This is a genomic window from Pseudomonas sp. PS01300, assembly GCF_029960155.1.
Lineage (GTDB): Bacteria > Pseudomonadota > Gammaproteobacteria > Pseudomonadales > Pseudomonadaceae > Aquipseudomonas > Aquipseudomonas palmensis.
This window is the reverse complement of the sequence record NZ_JASCPN010000042.1, coordinates 1-15,497: the sequence shown is the minus strand read 5'-3', so window position 1 is coordinate 15,497 and position 15,497 is coordinate 1. Positions and strand designations below refer to the sequence as shown.

The 15,497-nt window shown below is 65.8% G+C and carries 13 protein-coding genes and 1 pseudogene; 5 read left to right on the top strand and 9 right to left on the bottom strand.

What is annotated here, in order from left to right; genetic code table 11:
- Positions 1-79: 79 nt before the first annotated feature.
- From mdtD to yccS, 4 genes are all read left to right on the top strand, one after another.
- Positions 80-1,507 carry a multidrug transporter subunit MdtD gene (gene mdtD / locus QMX96_RS18795; RefSeq protein ID WP_043863589.1) on the top strand — a complete coding sequence of 476 codons (1,428 nt, stop codon included), beginning with the start codon at positions 80-82 and terminating at the stop codon, positions 1,505-1,507.
- 105 nt (positions 1,508-1,612) lie between these two features.
- On the top strand, positions 1,613-2,950 hold the full coding sequence (dbpA, locus tag QMX96_RS18790) for an ATP-dependent RNA helicase DbpA (RefSeq protein WP_229589801.1): 1,338 nt from the start codon (positions 1,613-1,615) through the stop codon (positions 2,948-2,950).
- Between the two features lie 121 nt (positions 2,951-3,071).
- Positions 3,072-4,253 carry an NAD(P)/FAD-dependent oxidoreductase gene (locus QMX96_RS18785; RefSeq protein WP_282362212.1) on the top strand — a complete coding sequence of 394 codons (1,182 nt, stop codon included), beginning with the start codon at positions 3,072-3,074 and terminating at the stop codon, positions 4,251-4,253.
- A gap of 121 nt (positions 4,254-4,374) precedes the next feature.
- Positions 4,375-6,555 carry a YccS family putative transporter gene (gene yccS, locus QMX96_RS18780; protein WP_043863622.1) on the top strand — a complete coding sequence of 727 codons (2,181 nt, stop codon included), beginning with the start codon at positions 4,375-4,377 and terminating at the stop codon, positions 6,553-6,555.
- Here yccS and QMX96_RS18775 read toward each other — a convergent pair whose 3' ends face one another.
- The gene (locus QMX96_RS18775) at positions 6,556-7,293 is read right to left on the bottom strand and encodes a transporter substrate-binding domain-containing protein (RefSeq protein ID WP_213606800.1); all 738 of its coding nucleotides are present in this window, start codon (positions 7,291-7,293) and stop codon (positions 6,556-6,558) included.
- Between the two features lie 242 nt (positions 7,294-7,535).
- On the opposite strand from QMX96_RS18775, the gene QMX96_RS18770 reads away from it, so the two are divergent.
- Entirely contained in the window at positions 7,536-7,988 is a 453-nt protein-coding gene (locus QMX96_RS18770) for a GNAT family N-acetyltransferase (protein WP_282362211.1), read from the top strand.
- Between the two features lie 68 nt (positions 7,989-8,056).
- On the opposite strand, the gene QMX96_RS18765 is transcribed toward QMX96_RS18770, so the two are convergent.
- The 8 genes and pseudogenes from QMX96_RS18765 to epd form a co-directional block, all read right to left on the bottom strand.
- On the bottom strand, positions 8,057-8,353 hold the full coding sequence (locus tag QMX96_RS18765; protein WP_043863593.1) for a winged helix-turn-helix domain-containing protein: 297 nt from the start codon (positions 8,351-8,353) through the stop codon (positions 8,057-8,059).
- Positions 8,354-8,370: 17 nt separating this feature from the next.
- Positions 8,371-8,871 (bottom strand): M48 family metallopeptidase, encoded by a 501-nt coding sequence (locus QMX96_RS18760; RefSeq protein WP_043863594.1) that lies wholly within the window; start codon positions 8,869-8,871, stop codon positions 8,371-8,373.
- A 61-nt stretch (positions 8,872-8,932) separates the two neighbouring features.
- Positions 8,933-11,041, bottom strand: a pseudogene (locus QMX96_RS18755) (EAL domain-containing protein); the annotation flags it as partial.
- 264 nt (positions 11,042-11,305) lie between these two features.
- Positions 11,306-12,370 carry a class II fructose-bisphosphate aldolase gene (gene fba / locus QMX96_RS18750; protein ID WP_043863595.1) on the bottom strand — a complete coding sequence of 355 codons (1,065 nt, stop codon included), beginning with the start codon at positions 12,368-12,370 and terminating at the stop codon, positions 11,306-11,308.
- A gap of 100 nt (positions 12,371-12,470) precedes the next feature.
- Entirely contained in the window at positions 12,471-12,797 is a 327-nt protein-coding gene (locus tag QMX96_RS18745; RefSeq protein ID WP_043863596.1) for an MliC family protein, read from the bottom strand.
- A 51-nt stretch (positions 12,798-12,848) separates the two neighbouring features.
- Positions 12,849-13,067, bottom strand: a complete 219-nt coding sequence (locus QMX96_RS18740) for a hypothetical protein (RefSeq protein WP_043863597.1) — start codon at positions 13,065-13,067, stop codon at positions 12,849-12,851.
- A gap of 32 nt (positions 13,068-13,099) precedes the next feature.
- Positions 13,100-14,263: a phosphoglycerate kinase gene (locus tag QMX96_RS18735; RefSeq protein ID WP_043863598.1), complete on the bottom strand. Its 1,164-nt coding sequence runs from the start codon at positions 14,261-14,263 to the stop codon at positions 13,100-13,102.
- A gap of 12 nt (positions 14,264-14,275) precedes the next feature.
- Positions 14,276-15,343: an erythrose-4-phosphate dehydrogenase gene (gene epd, locus QMX96_RS18730; protein ID WP_043863599.1), complete on the bottom strand. Its 1,068-nt coding sequence runs from the start codon at positions 15,341-15,343 to the stop codon at positions 14,276-14,278.
- Between the last annotated feature and the right edge of the window lie 154 nt (positions 15,344-15,497).

The following is a 15,497-nucleotide window of genomic DNA, read 5'->3' as shown; positions in this document are numbered from 1 at the left end:
AGGGATCACCGCCGCCCCTGTGGGAGCTGCGGTTCGACGCTTCGACTTGCCCGCGAAGGGGCCCTCAAGGACATAGAGCATGCCCAACCGCACCCCGCTGGACCCCGTCACCGCCCGCTGGATTCCCTGGGTAGTGGCCATCGCCTTCTTCATGCAGTCGCTGGACGGCACCATCCTCAACACCGCGCTGCCGGCCATGGCCCGCGACCTGGCGGAAAACCCGCTGCGCATGCAGTCGGTGATCATCGCCTACATGCTCACCGTGGCCCTGCTGATCCCGGCCTCGGGCTGGATCGCCGACCGCTTCGGCACCAAGCGCATCTTCTTCAGCGCGATCCTGCTGTTCAGCATCGGCTCGCTGCTGTGTGCACTGTCCAACAGCCTCGGCATGCTGGTCGGCGCCCGCGTGATCCAGGGCCTGGGCGGCGCGCTGATGCTGCCGGTGGGGCGCCTGGTGGTGCTGCGCGCCTACCCGCGCACCGAACTGGTGCGCATCATGAGCTTCATCACCATCCCCGGCCTGCTCGGCCCGCTGCTGGGCCCGACCATGGGCGGCTGGCTGGTGGAGTACCTGAGCTGGCACTGGATCTTCCTGCTCAACCTGCCGGTCGGCGCGCTGGGCTGCTATGCGGTGTGGAAGTTCATCCCCGACCTGCGCGGCTCCGAGCGCACACGCTTCGACGGCGTGGGCTTTGTGCTGTTCGGCGCCGCGATGGTGCTGATCACCATCGCCATGGAGGGCCTGGGCGAGCTGCACCTGCCGCACCTGCGCGTGATGCTGCTGCTGTTCGCCGGCATGGCGTGCCTGGCCGCCTACTGGCTGCGCGCCGGCAGCATCGACAACCCGCTGTTCTCGCCCCGGCTGTTTCGCACCCGCACCTTCTCGGTGGGCATCCTCGGCAACCTGTTCGCCCGCCTGGGCAGCGGCGCACTGCCGTTTCTGGTGCCGTTGCTGCTGCAGGTGGCGCTGGGCTATTCGCCGTCCCAGGCCGGCATGAGCATGATCCCGCTGGCCGCCTCGGCGATGGTCGCCAAGTCCATCGCCCGGCCGCTGATCGAGCGCCTGGGCTACCGCACCATCCTCACCGGCAACACCCTGCTGCTGGGCGTGCTGCTGTGCAGCCTGGGGCTGGTCAACGAACACACCCCGTATGCCCTGCTGCTGGTGCAACTGGGGCTGCTGGGGGCGGTGAACTCGCTGCAGTTCACGGCGATGAACACCGTGACCCTGATCGACCTGGACGACGCCAGCGCCAGCAGCGGCAACAGCCTGCTGTCGGTGGTGGCGCAGCTCTCGCTGAGCCTGGGTGTGGCCTGCGCTGGCGCACTGCTGGGCGGCTTTACCGGCGCTGGCAGCGGCGATGGGGTGGAGACCACGCTGGGCGCGTTCCAGCTGACCTTCCTGACCATCGGCCTGATGTCGATGCTGGCGGCGGCGATCTTCATGCAGCTGTCCAGGGCGGACGGAAGGCGTGCCCGTCGTCCGGAACCGGAGATCGAGGCTTAGGGCTAATGGCCACGAGGCTGGTACACTGCGCGACATTTTGTTTTGCAGGCCCGCCTCGTGACCACCATTGCCACCGAATTCGCCACCTTGCCGCTGTCCGCCGCCATGCTGGCCAACCTGGACGCCCTCGGCTACGCCCAGATGACCCCGATCCAGGCCCAGAGCCTGCCGGTGATCCTCAAGGGCATGGACCTGATCGCCCAGGCCAAGACCGGCAGCGGCAAGACTGCCGCGTTCGGCATCGGCCTGCTCAACCCGATCAACCCGCGCTACTTCGGCTGCCAGGCCCTGGTGCTGTGCCCCACCCGCGAGCTGGCCGACCAGGTGGCCAAGGAGCTGCGCCGTCTGGCCCGCTCCGAAGACAACATCAAGATCCTGACCCTGTGCGGCGGCGTGTCCCTGGGCCCGCAGATCGCCTCGCTGGAACACGGCGCGCACATCATCGTCGGCACCCCAGGCCGCGTGCAGCAGCACCTGCGCAAGGGCACCCTGGTGCTCGACGGGCTCAACACCCTGGTGCTCGACGAAGCCGACCGCATGCTCGACATGGGCTTCTACGACGCCATCGCCGACATCCTCGGGCAAACCCCGGAGCGTCGCCAGACCCTGCTGTTCTCGGCCACCTACCCGGCCGGCATCAAGCAGCTGTCGGCCGCATTCATGCGCAACCCGCAGCAGGTCAAGGCCGAGTCGCTGCATGCCGACACGCAGATCGAGCAGCGCTTCTACGAGATCTCGCCCGAGCAGCGCATGGACGCGGTGACTACCCTGCTGGCGCACTTTCGTCCGCAGTCGTGCGTGGCGTTCTGCTTCACCAAGCAGCAGTGCCAGGAAGTGGTCGATCACCTCAAGGCCAAAGGCATCGCCGCCGAGTCGCTGCATGGCGACCTGGAGCAGCGCGACCGTGACCAGGTGCTGACCCTGTTCGCCAACCGCAGCACCTCGGTGCTGGTGGCCACCGACGTGGCCGCGCGCGGGCTGGATATCGACGCGCTGGACATGGTCATCAACGTGGAGCTGGCGCGGGACTCGGAAATTCACGTGCACCGCGTGGGCCGTACCGGGCGTGCCGGCGAGAAGGGCCTGGCGGCGAGCCTGGTGGCCCCGTCCGAAGCGCACCGCGCCCAGGCCATCGAGCAGCTGCAGAAGGCGCCCCTGCGCTGGGAGCAGATCGACAGCCTCAAGCCCCAGGCCGGCGGCCCGCTGGTGCCGACCATGAGCACGCTGTGCATCGGTGCCGGGCGCAAGGACAAGCTGCGGCCGGGCGACATCCTGGGTGCGCTGACCGGTGATGCCGGCATCCCGGGCACCCAGGTGGGCAAGATCGCGATCTTCGATTTCCAGGCCTTCGTGGCGGTGGAACGCGGCGTGGCCAAGCAGGCGCTGCAGCGGCTCAACAGCGGCAAGATCAAGGGGCGCTCGCTGCGGGTTCGCATCGTCTGAGTCCGTTATCGCCTATCAGGGCCTCATCGCGGGTCAAGCCCGCTCCCACAAGGACTTGCGTACCTCCTGTGGGAGCGGGCTTGACCCGCGATAGCTTCAACACCTATTTGAGGATTTTGCAGTGCGTTCCACCGAAGTGATCATCATCGGCGCTGGCGCCGCCGGCCTGATGTGCGCCATCCACGCCGCCAACCGCGGCCGCCAGGTGCTGCTGCTGGACCATGCCAACAAGCCCGGCAAGAAGATCCTGATGTCCGGTGGCGGGCGCTGCAACTTCACCAACCTGTACACCGAGCCGGCCAACTTCCTCTCGCACAACCCGCACTTCTGCAAGTCGGCCCTGGCCCGCTACACCCAGTGGGACTTCATCGAGATGGTCGGCAAGCACGCCGTGCCCTATCACGAGAAAAAACTCGGCCAACTGTTCTGCGACAACAAGTCCAGCGACATCCTCGACATGCTGCTCAGCGAGCTCCAGAGCGCCGGCGCCGAGCTGCGCATGGACACGCGCATCGAGCAGATCGAAAAGCTCGAGCAAGGCTACTTGCTCGAAACCAGCATGGGCACGCTGCAATGCCAGTCGCTGGTGATCGCCACCGGCGGCCTGTCGATCCCGACCCTGGGCGCCACCGGTTTCGGCTACCAGGTGGCCCGCCAGTTCGGCCACACCCTGCTGCCGACCCGCGCCGGGCTGGTGCCCTTCACCATCACCGAGCCGCAGCTCAAGGCCATGTGCACCGAGCTGTCGGGCACCTCGGTGGACTGCGTGGCCAGCTGCAACGGCACCAGCTTTCGCGAGAACCTGCTGTTCACCCACCGCGGCCTCAGCGGCCCGGCGATCCTGCAGGTGTCGTCGTTCTGGCACAGCGGCGACAGCGTCGAGATCAACCTGCTGCCCGAGCATGACGCCCTCGCCTGGCTGCAACAGCAACAGGCCGAACGCCCCAACAGCGAACTCAAGACCCTGCTTGGCGAGGTCTTCACCAAGAAGATGGCCAACCTGCTGGCCGAGCACTGGTTCGTGTCCCGGCCGATGAAGCAGTACACCCCGGCCGAACTGGCCGAGGTCGCCGACAAACTGGCGGCCTGGCAGGTGGTGCCGGCCGGCACCGAGGGCTACCGCACCGCCGAAGTCACCCTGGGCGGGGTCGACACCCGCGAAGTGTCGTCCAAGACCCTGGAGTCGCTGAAAAGCCCCGGCCTGTATTTCGTGGGCGAAGTGCTGGACGTCAGCGGGCACCTGGGCGGGTTCAATTTCCAGTGGGCCTGGGCATCGGCCTACGCGGCCGCGCAGTTCGTCTAACCTTCGCGTTAGAATCGCGCATCACGGAACAAATTTTGCTGGTACGTGACCACGGTGACAGTTCGCTGCCACCGTGACCGGCTCAATTTCGATCATCGCCAAGCAGGCCTGCCGCCCTATCATGTCATCGTCTTCCTTGCGTCACTCGCTGCGTCGTTTGTGGGCCCTGGACAAGTTCAGCTACAGCATCCGGGTATTGATCGCGCTGACCGGCAGCATGGCGCTGTGCTGGTACCAGGACGAGATGGGGCTGCTGATCCCGCTGTTCCTGGGCATCATCGCCAGCGCCCTGGCCGAGACCGACGACAGCTGGCAGGGCCGGCTCAACGCCCTGGCCGTGACCCTGGTGTGCTTCACCGTCGCTGCGCTGTCGGTGGAGCTGCTGTTCCCCTACCCGATCCTCTTCGGCTGCGCCCTGGCGCTGGCGGCGTTCGCGCTGACCATGCTCGGCGCGCTGGGCGAGCGCTACGGCGCCATCGCCTCGGCCACACTGATCCTGTCGGTGTACACCATGATCGGCGTGGACCAGCGCGGCGGCCAGGTCACCGACTTCTGGCACGAGCCTTTGCTGCTGGTGGCAGGCGCCGCCTGGTACGGATTGCTGTCGGTGCTGTGGCAGGCGCTGTTCTCCAACCAGCCGGTGCAGCAGAGTCTGGCGCGGCTGTTTCGCGAACTGGGCCGCTACCTCAAGCTCAAGGCCACCCTGTTCGAGCCCATCCGCCAGCTGGACGTGGAGGCCCGCCGCCTGGAACTGGCCCAGCAGAACGGCAAGGTGGTGGCCGCCCTCAACGCCGCCAAGGAAATCATCCTGCACCGCGTGGGCAATGGCCGCCCCGGCTCCAAGGTGAGCCGCTACCTGAAGCTGTACTTTCTGGCCCAGGACATCCACGAGCGCGCCAGTTCCTCGCACTACCCCTACAACGCTCTCACCGAGGCGTTCTTCCACAGCGACGTGCTGTTTCGCTGCCAACGCCTGCTGCGCCAGCAGGGCAAGGCGTGCGTGCAGTTGTCCGAGTCGATCCAGCTGCGCCAGCCGTTCGTCTACGACACCAGCTTCGCCGCCGCACTGGAAGACCTGCACGCCTCGCTCGAGCACCTGCGCATCCAGAGCAACCCGGCCTGGCGTGGCCTGCTGCGCTCGCTGCGGGCGCTGGCGGCGAACCTGGCAACCCTCGACCGCCTGCTCGGCGATGCCAGCAACCCCGACAACCTGGCCGACAACAGCGACTCGAGCCTGCTCGACCGTTCGCCGCGCAGCCTCAAGGATGTGTGGAGCCGCCTGCGCCAGCACCTCACGCCGACCTCGCTGATCTTTCGCCACGCCCTGCGCCTGCCGCTGGCGCTGTCGATCGGCTACGGCATGGTGCACCTGATCCACCCCACCCAGGGCTACTGGATCATCCTCACCACGCTGTTCGTGTGCCAGCCCAGCTATGGCGCCACCCGGCGCAAGCTGGTGCAGCGGATCATCGGCACCGCCATCGGCCTGACCGTGGGCTGGGCGCTGTTCGACCTGTTCCCCAGCGCGATCATCCAGTCGCTGTTCGCGGTGGCCGCCGGGGTGGTGTTCTTCGTCAACCGCACCACCCGCTACACCCTGGCCACGGCGGCGATCACGCTGATGGTGCTGTTCTGCTTCAACCAGATCGGCGACGGCTACGGTCTGTTCCTGCCGCGCCTGTTCGACACCCTGGTGGGCAGCCTGATCGCGATCCTGGCGGTGTTCCTGTTCCTGCCCGACTGGCAGGGCCGTCGGCTGAACAAGGTGCTGGCCAACACCCTGAGCTGCAACAGCACCTACCTGCGCCAGATCATGCAGCAGTACGCCCAGGGCAAGAGCGACGACCTGGCCTACCGCCTGGCCCGGCGCAACGCGCACAACGCCGACGCGGCGCTGTCGACCACGCTGGCCAACATGCTCATGGAGCCGGGGCATTTTCGCAAAGAGGCCGACGTGGGCTTTCGCTTCCTGGTGCTCTCGCACACCCTGCTCAGCTACCTCTCCGGGCTGGGTGCACACCGTGACAGCGCACTGGCACCCGAAGCCCACGAGCAGTTGATCGACGGCGCGGGTGCCAGCCTGGCCGCCAGCCTCGACGAAATCGCCACTGGCCTTGCCAGCAAGACCCCGGTGGCGATCCACAGCGACGCCGAGGAAGCCCTGGCGGCGAGCCTTGAGCAGATGCCCGAGGAAATGGACGAGAACCAGCGCCTGGTGCAGACCCAGCTGGCACTGATCTGCCGCCAGCTGGGCCCGCTGCGCACCCTGGCCGCGCACCTGATCAAGGACACCCCGGCCTGACTACAGGCCGTAGTCCTTGAGCAACCGGGCATAGCTGCCATCGGCCTTCATGGCGGCGATGGCCTTGTCGAAGCCGGCCACGATCTGGGCATGCTGCGGATGCCTGAGGCTGACCAGGATGTGCAGGCTGTTCTCGCTCACCGGCTTGCCGAAGAACTGCACGCGGTTGCGCACGTCCGCGCTTTCACGCTGCAGGTAGTAGCGCGCCACGTATTCGTCCTCCAGGGTCAGGCGCACCCGCCCGGCAGCCAGCATGCCCACCGCCACCGAAAAGTCGCGCACCGGCACCTTCTGCAGACGCCCATCATTGTCGAATTCGGCCGCATAGGCATAGTCGCGCACCACCGCGATGGCGTGCGGGTAGAGATCGCTCAGGGTATCGAAACGCAGTACGTCGCCCTTGCGCTTGAGCAGCCGCACGCGGTTGCTCAGGTAGCCCTGGGAGAAGGCCCCGATGCGGGTACGCGCATCGCTCTGCCAGGCGTTGATCAGCACATCGTAGCGGCCCTCGCCGATGCCCCGCAGCGCGCGCGCCCACGGCGCCTGCTCGAACTCGCTGGCAAACCCGGCACGCTCCAGGGCGGTGGTGACAAGGGCGGTGGCCAGCCCGCCCCTGGGTAGGCGGGCGTCGGTGAAGGGGGGCCAGGCATCGGCCACCAGCCGCAGTTTTTCGGCCTGGGCCGACTGGGCACAGAGCAGCAATCCAAGCAAACCCAAGGCTCGAAGCAGTGGCCGCATGCTCAAATCCCTTAGCGGATCGGGTCCGCGTTCTTGTTGAATGGCATGAGATTTCTGTTGGCGCAAAGCTAGGCTGCACGGCCAGATTACACAAAGATTCCGGTATCGGGCAGTGCCAGGTGATAGCTAATTGCCTCTATTTTTGCCGATTCCGCGCCGACTTGATCCATGGCAATTCGCGACCTTCGCCCTGAGGTGCTCGGCGTGGTTATGATCGGGGCATTACACAGGAGAGAAACGCGATGATCATCGACTGGATCTGCAAGCATCACACCGACCTTGGCAAGCAACAGCTGTACGCGCTGCTGACGCTGCGCATCGAGGTGTTCGTGGTGGAGCAGAAATGCCCGTACCTGGAAACCGATGGCCAGGACCTGGAGGGCGACACCTGCCACCTGATGGCCTGGCGCGATGGCGAGCTGGTGGCGTACCTGCGTCTGCTGGACCCCGAGTCACAGGGCGGCGACGTGGTGATCGGGCGGGTGGTGATTGCGCCGTCGGCGCGGGGCGAGGGGCTGGGGCATGCACTGATGGTGCAGGGGCTGGCACAGGCCGAGAAGCACTGGCCAGGGGTGCCGGTGTACCTGTCCGCACAGGCGCACCTGCAGGCCTACTATGCTCGGCACGGGTTCGAGGTGGCCGGGGAGGCGTATCTGGAGGATGGCATCCCGCACATCGGCATGCGCCGGGGCTAGACGCTTCGCCGGCAAGGCCGGCTCCTACAGGGGTTGGTGCAGGGGCCGGGCTTGCCGGCGGAGGGGCTTCAGGGGTAGCCCAGCACCTGGCGGATACTGCGCAGATGCTGGGTGATCCACTGCTTGTCGATCGCGCCCCAGTCACGTATCCGGTAATGCCCGGCATGGTTGCGCGCACCTTCCTGCTGCTCGAACTCGCACACGATGTCCAGGTCGGCCAGCGCCGCGATGGTGTCCTGCGCCGTGCGCCGCGGCATGCCGGTGGCCTCCATCAGCGCCGGCACGCTGCTGGCGGTACGGCTGTCGATCAGCCACGCCACGTACAGGCGACGATAGAAACTGGTCTTGGTCTTGCTCACTTCCATTGGCAATTCCCTTTCGCTCACTGGGCGCCGGACAGGTCGCGCCAGGTCAGGTAGATGCGCAGGTCGAACTCCAGTTGATGGTAGCCCGGCTGCATGTATTCGCAGAGTTGGTAGAACGCCTTGTTGTGGTCGCTCTCCTTGAGGTGCGCCAGTTCGTGCACCACGATCATCTTCAGAAACTGCGGCGCCGCGTCCTTGAACAGCGAGGCGATGCGGATTTCCTTCTTGGCCTTGAGCTTGCCGCCCTGCACGCGCGATACCGCGGTGTGCAGGCCCAGCGCGCGGTGGGTGAGATCGAGGCGATTGTCGAACAGCACCTTGTCCAGGTTCGGCGCATTGCGCAGGTGCTCCTGCTTCAGGGCCTGGGCATAGGCATACAGCGCCTTGTCGCTCTGTACCGCATGGCGCTCGGGGTAGCGCTGGCGCAGGTAGTCACCCAGACGGTTCTGGGCAATCATCTGGCGCACCTGGTCTTGCAGGGCAGGCGGATAGGCTTGCAGGTACTTGAGTACGGTCATGGGCACGGGGCATTGCAGGCAAAGGCGTCAGTGTACTCAATTCCCCGGCCGCCTCGTTGCGCCAGTCGAAAAAAGCCGGGAAATCACCGGCGCGCTGCGCCGTCAGGGGCCGTGCCACCAGGAAGCCCTGGGCATAGGCGCAACCGTTTGCCTGCAGCCACTGCGCCTGCTCCCGCGTCTCGACGCCCTCGGCCACCACACACACGCCATAGTCGCGGCACAGGCCGATGACACTGCGGACCAGCGCCGCGTCCGCCGCCGAACCGGGCAGGCGCGCCACCAGGTGCCGGTCGAGCTTGAGCGTGTCGATGGGCAGGTCGCGCAGCAGGCGCAGCGAGCACTCTCCCGCGCCGAAATCGTCCAGCGCCACTCGCACGCCCAGCTCGCGCAGCCTGCGCAACTGACGCAGCGCAATGTCGAGGTTGGCGGCCAGCGAGGTTTCCGCCACCTCCACCTCAAGCTGGGCCGGGCGCAGGCCATGGCTGGCGATCACCCGCCCCAGTTCCTCGACCAGGTTGGGCATGGCGAACTGCACGCGGCTGAGGCTGATGCTCAGCACCAGGTCCGGCTCGAACCGCGCCTCCCAGGCGCGCCGCTGCGCCGCACCCTGGGTGTAGATCCAGCTGGCCAGCCGCGAGACCAGCCTGGCCTCCTCCAGCAACGGCAGGAACAACCCCGGCGGCACATCGCCGACACTGGGGTGCTGCCAGCGCAACAACGCCTCGAACCCGCGCAGGCGACCATCGGCAAACGCCACCTGCGGCTGATACACCAGGCTGAAGTCGTGCCGCTCGATCGCATCGCGCACACTGTCTTCGAGCATCAGGCGCGAGCGAGCACGACCGTTGAGCTCCTGGTCGTAGTAGCGGTACTGCTGGCGGCCGGCCTGCTTGGCGGCATACATGGCCGCGTCCGCCGCACGCAGCAGGCCGTCCAGGTGCGGCCCGCAATCGGAGTAGGTGGCGATGCCGATGCTCACGCCAAGCGTCACCTCCAGGCCGTCGATCTGCTGGCAGATGGACATGCGCTCGATCAGCTTTTCGGCAAAGCGCGCCGCCTGCTCCGGGTATTCCAGGGTATCGAGCAAGGCCGTGAACTCGTCGCCGCCCATGCGCCCGAGGATCGCGTAGGCGCCCAGGCATTCCTTGAGCTGTTCGCCCACCCAGTGCAGCACGCGGTCGCCGGCCGCATGGCCGAGCGAGTCGTTGATCCGTTTGAAACCGTCAAGGTCCATGTACATCAGGGCCTGGGCCTTGTCGGAATGCTCGCTGCGCAGCAGCGCAGCTTCGGCGGCCTGGCAGAACCCGCGGCGGTTGAGCAGCCCGGTCAGCGGGTCGGTCACGGCCTGGAACTCCAGCTGCTGGTGCAGGTTGCGCACCACCGACATATCCAGCACCGTCACCACCATCGCCCGCTGCTCGCCGGGCAGCGCCGCGCACGACAACGCCACCGGCAGCGGCAACCCGGAGGCGGTGAGCAGCACGGCGTCGTGCAGGCGGTAGATATCGCGCTCCTGGTAGGCCTGGTAGAACGCCGAGTCGCGCCACCGGGTTGGCACGGGCGACTGCACGAAGCCCAGCAGGTCTGCGCCCTGCAATTGCTCCACCGGGGCCTGGAGCAGGCGCGAGATGGCCGGGTTGGCAAAGCGGATGCGACCGTCCTCGGCCACCACCAGGATGCCTTCGGCGGCGTTGTCCAGAACCGAGGCGTTGAATGCGCGCTCGGCCTCCAGGTCGCGGCTCAGGCGCTGCAAGGCACGCCGGTTGCGCTGCTGGTCGAGCAGGGCCTGGACCTTGGGCTTGAGAATGTGCGGGTCGAATGGCTTGAACAGGTAGTCCACCGCGCCACTGGCATAGCCCTTGAGCACGGCCGCCTGGGACTGTTCATTGGCGGTCAGGAAGATGATCGGGGTCAGGCAGGTGCGCTGGCTGCCGCGCATCAGGCGCGCGACTTCGAAGCCGTCCATACCGGGCATCTGCACATCCAGCAGCACCAGGTCCACCTCATGCTCGAGCAGCGTGCTCAGGGCTTCGGTACCGGAGCTTGCGGTCAGCACATGCCAGTCCTCACGCGCAAGCAAGGCTTGCAGGCTGATCAGGTTTTCCGGGTAGTCATCGACGATCAGTAAAACCGAACCGCTGTCGTGAGTGTGAGGGTGCGCGCAATCCATGCTGCTTCTCTTGTGTAACGACGCCAGATTCCGGATGGAACTTGAGGCTTTACTCTAGACCTGGCTGAAACAAATCTGAAGTCAGCACATTGGCATCATCGGTATAAACAAAGTGTTGCCCGACTAACGGTCTGTCGCGTTGGGCCAGATCCGGTGTCCGTGGCGGCCCCGCAACCGAAAACCCCCGGTTCCGGCCGGTGAAGCAGGCCGCACGGGCATAAAAAAACCCGCATCGCTGCGGGTTTTTCGTACAACCAACCAGGCTTAGTTGACCTTGGCGGCCAGCTCGCCCTTGGCATAGCGCTGGAACATCGCTTCGAGGGAGATCGGCTTGATCTTCGAGGCGTTGCCGGCGGTGCCGAAGGCTTCGTAGCGGGCGATGCACACGTCGCGCATGGCCTTGACGGTTTCACCGAAGAACTTGCGCGGGTCGAACTCGCTCGGGTTGGTGGCCATCAGGCGACGCATGGCACCGGTGGACGCCAGGCGCAGGTCGGTGTCGATGTTGACCTTGCGCACGCCGTACTTGATGCCTTCGACGATTTCTTCAACCGGCACGCCGTAGGTTTCCTTGATGTCGCCACCGTACTGGTTGATGATCGCCAGCCACTCCTGCGGCACCGAAGACGAACCGTGCATCACCAGGTGAGTGTTGGGGATGCGCTTGTGGATCTCCTTGATGCGGTCGATCGCCAGCACGTCGCCGGTAGGCGGCTTGGTGAACTTGTAGGCGCCGTGGCTGGTGCCGATGGCGATGGCCAGGGCATCGACCTGGGTACGCTTGACGAAATCGGCAGCTTCTTCAGGGTCGGTCAGCATCTGGCTGTGATCCAGCACGCCTTCGGCGCCGATGCCGTCTTCTTCACCGGCCATGCCGGTTTCCAGCGAACCCAGGCAGCCCAGCTCGCCCTCTACCGAAACGCCGCAGGCGTGGGCCATGGCCACGGTCTGCTGGGTGACACGCACGTTGTAGTCGTAGTCGGTCGGGGTCTTGCCGTCTTCGCCCAGCGAGCCGTCCATCATCACCGAGCTGAAGCCCAGCTGGATCGAACGCTGGCACACGTCAGGGCTGGTGCCGTGGTCCTGGTGCATGCACACCGGGATGTGCGGGAATTCTTCGATCGCCGCCAGGATCAGGTGGCGCAGGAACGGCGCACCGGCGTATTTGCGGGCACCGGCCGAGGCCTGGACAATCACCGGGGAGTCGGTCTTGTCGGCGGCTTCCATGATGGCGCGCATTTGCTCGAGGTTGTTGACGTTGAAAGCCGGAACGCCGTAGCCGAACTCGGCGGCGTGGTCCAGCATCTGGCGCATGCTAATGAGTGCCATTGTGTATCTCTCTCCCGACAAGCGTCGTTTTTCGTGCAAGCCTGCCGCAGCGGCGGTTGCTATTCAAGTAGTGTGGGCCGACAGCGGTCGGCCCGGCCAGTCACGGTGCCTTGCAGCCCCGCCCTATCAAATCGTTGGTCGCTACCCAGTACACCAGGCCTTCATCACCCTTGGTGTGCAGGGCCAGCACGCCATCGCTGTACAGCGCACCCGACGCACCGGGCTCCGGCTTGAGCCGGTAGACCTGATCGCCGCCACCAAGGCGTACATCCACCTCTTCCTGGCTGGCATCGGCAAACCGCCACAGCACCTCGGCCTGACTGTCACAGACCCAGCGGGTCCAGTTGTCGGTCGGGGCCGGGGTTGGCTTGAGGCTTGCGCAACCTGCCATCAGAACCAGGGCCATCAGGGCTACAACGCTTTTCATCGAATATCCTCTAGAAGACCACGAACCGGCCAACAGGTTGCCTCGAACCGATCAAGGGCAACCCGGGGCCTGGCGCTGGTGTTCCTCGTCATACTTCTCCAGCCCGTCCGGGCCGAGCCTCTTGTTGATCACCGGCACGGTCTCTGCCTGCCACTGCGACTGGTAGCAACCGCCCTTCGGCTTGCCGGGGGCATCCGCCGCAGGCTCCGGGCTGCCAGCGCAGGCGCTGAGCAGACCGGCCAGGATAAACACAGGCAACCGCTTGACCATCAGGCCACACTCCCTTTGCCAGGCTGAGCGAGTCAGGCCTTGGCCCGTTGTTCCAGCACGTCCACCGCCGGCAGCACCTTGCCCTCGACGAACTCGAGGAATGCACCGCCACCGGTAGAAATGTAGGAGATCTGGCTGGCCACGCCATATTTGTCGATGGCCGCCAGGGTGTCGCCACCGCCGGCAATCGAGAACGCGGCGCTGTCGGCGATGGCCTTGGCCAGGGTCCTGGTGCCGTTGCCGAACTGGTCGAACTCGAACACGCCCACCGGGCCGTTCCACAGGATGGTCTTGGACGACTTCAGCAGCTCGGCGAACTGTTCGGCGGTCTGCGGGCCGATGTCCAGGATCATGTCGTCCTCGGCCACCTCGCCCACCAGCTTGACGGTAGCCGTGGCGCTTTCGGCAAATTCCTTGGCCACCACCACGTCCACCGGCAGCGGCACGTTGACCTTGGCCGCGATGGCCTTGGCGGTGTCGATCAGGTCGGCTTCGTACAGCGACTTGCCCACCGGGTGGCCGGCAGCGGCCAGGAAGGTGTTGGCGATGCCGCCACCGACGATCAGCAGGTCGCACACCTGGCTCAGGCTGTTGAGCACGTCCAGCTTGGTCGATACCTTGGAACCGGCGACGATGGCGGCCATCGGCTTGGCCGGGGCCTTCAGGGCCTTGCCCAGTGCATCCAGTTCGGCGGCCAGCAGCGGACCGGCAGCGGCGACCTTGGCGAACTTGGCCACGCCGTGGGTCGAGCCCTCGGCACGGTGGGCGGTACCGAAGGCGTCCATCACGAACACGTCGCACAGGGCGGCGTATTGCTGGGCCAGTTCGTCGGCGTTCTTTTTCTCGCCCTTGTTGAAGCGCACGTTCTCGAACAGCACGATGTCGCCGGCCTTCACGTCCACGCCGCCCAGGTAGTCGGCCACCAGCGGCACCTCACGGCCCAGCGCCTTGCTCAGGTAGTCGGCCACCGGCTTGAGGCTGTTCTCGGCCGAGAACTCGCCTTCGGTCGGGCGCCCCAGGTGCGAGCAGACCATCACGGCCGCGCCCTTCTCCAGGGCCAGCTTGATGGTCGGCAGCGAGGCCAGGATGCGCGCGTCGCTGCTGACCACACCGTCCTTCACAGGCACGTTGAGGTCTTCGCGGATCAGTACGCGCTTACCTTGCAGATCGAGGTCGGTCATCTTCAAAACGGTCATGAATGCAGTCCTTCAGGGCTGTTTGCGAGTGGTGCTGGTTGAGTCCACGACGCGCAGAAAATGTTCGGCGACGTCGAGCATGCGGTTGGCGAACCCCCATTCGTTGTCGAACCAGGCCAGCAGGTTCACCAGGCGGGGGCCGCAAACGCGGGTCTGGCTGGCATCGACGATGGCCGAATGTGGGTCATGGTTGAAATCACAGCTGGCGTGGGGCAGTTCGGTGTAGGCCAGCAACCCCTTGAGCGGGCCACTCAGGGCCGCTTCACGCAGCACCTGGTTGACTTCGGCCGCAGTGGTATCGCGGGCGGTCTGCAGGGTGATGTCCAGGCACGACACGTTCACCGTCGGCACGCGTACCGCTTTGGCCTGGATTCGCCCGGCAAGTTCCGGCAGCAGGCGTTCGATACCCCGTGCGAGCCCGGTGGACACCGGAATCACCGACTGGAACGCCGAACGGGTGCGGCGCAGGTCTTCGTGGTGGTAGGCATCGATCACCGGCTGGTCGTTCATTGCCGAGTGGATGGTGGTGATCTGCACGTACTCGATGCCGAAGGCCTGGTCGAGCACACGCAGCAGCGGCACGCCGCAGTTGGTGGTGCAGGAGGCGTTGGATACCAGCCGTTCGCCGCCTTCAAGGCAATCCTGGTTGATGCCGTAGACAACGGTGGCGTCGACATCCGCCTCGCTGGCCATCGGCTGGGAAAACAGCACCCGTGGTGCGCCGGCGTCGAGGAAACGCTGGCCGTCGGCGCGGGTGTTGTAGGCCCCGGAGCATTCGAGCACCAGGTCGACGTCGAGCGCGGCCCAGTCGATGCCTTCGGGGGTGGCGCTGCGCAGTACTTTGACGCAGTCGCCATTGATATGCAGACAATCGCCGTCGACCCTGACCTCACCGGGAAAGCGCCCGTGGGTGGAGTCGAAGCGTGTCAGGTATTCGAGGCTGGCCTGATCGGCCAGGTCGTTCAGTGCAACGATCTCGAAGCCCGCGCTGGCCCCCCGTTCAAAGAGTGCGCGCAGGACGCAACGACCGATGCGGCCGTAGCCGTTGAGTGCAACTTTGTAGGGACGCGGTTGGGGCATGGGATGCTCACGGAACAGAATGTTATCTGCAACCTGCAGGAACCGAGTCGCGGCAATCGCGGGTCAAGCCCGCTCCCACAAGGACACTCGTGATCCCTGTGGGAGCGGGCTTGACTCGCGATGGGTTCAACGCCGCTCCAACTGGTTTTATCAG

Excerpts from the sequence above, each read along its gene's own strand:
- QMX96_RS18770 (WP_282362211.1), top strand. The coding sequence starts at position 7,536 with ATGATCATCGACTGGATCTGCAAGCATCACACCGACCTTGGCAAGCAA.
- QMX96_RS18765 (WP_043863593.1), bottom strand. The coding sequence starts at position 8,353 with ATGGAAGTGAGCAAGACCAAGACCAGTTTCTATCGTCGCCTGTACGTG.
- dbpA (WP_229589801.1), top strand. The coding sequence starts at position 1,613 with ATGCTGGCCAACCTGGACGCCCTCGGCTACGCCCAGATGACCCCGATC.
- QMX96_RS18735 (WP_043863598.1), bottom strand. The coding sequence starts at position 14,263 with ATGACCGTTTTGAAGATGACCGACCTCGATCTGCAAGGTAAGCGCGTA.
- QMX96_RS18745 (WP_043863596.1), bottom strand. The coding sequence starts at position 12,797 with ATGAAAAGCGTTGTAGCCCTGATGGCCCTGGTTCTGATGGCAGGTTGC.
- QMX96_RS18775 (WP_213606800.1), bottom strand. The coding sequence starts at position 7,293 with ATGCGGCCACTGCTTCGAGCCTTGGGTTTGCTTGGATTGCTGCTCTGT.
- QMX96_RS18740 (WP_043863597.1), bottom strand. The coding sequence starts at position 13,067 with ATGGTCAAGCGGTTGCCTGTGTTTATCCTGGCCGGTCTGCTCAGCGCC.
- yccS (WP_043863622.1), top strand. The coding sequence starts at position 4,375 with ATGTCATCGTCTTCCTTGCGTCACTCGCTGCGTCGTTTGTGGGCCCTG.
- mdtD (WP_043863589.1), top strand. The coding sequence starts at position 80 with ATGCCCAACCGCACCCCGCTGGACCCCGTCACCGCCCGCTGGATTCCC.
- epd (WP_043863599.1), bottom strand. The coding sequence starts at position 15,343 with ATGCCCCAACCGCGTCCCTACAAAGTTGCACTCAACGGCTACGGCCGC.
- fba (WP_043863595.1), bottom strand. The coding sequence starts at position 12,370 with ATGGCACTCATTAGCATGCGCCAGATGCTGGACCACGCCGCCGAGTTC.
- QMX96_RS18760 (WP_043863594.1), bottom strand. The coding sequence starts at position 8,871 with ATGACCGTACTCAAGTACCTGCAAGCCTATCCGCCTGCCCTGCAAGAC.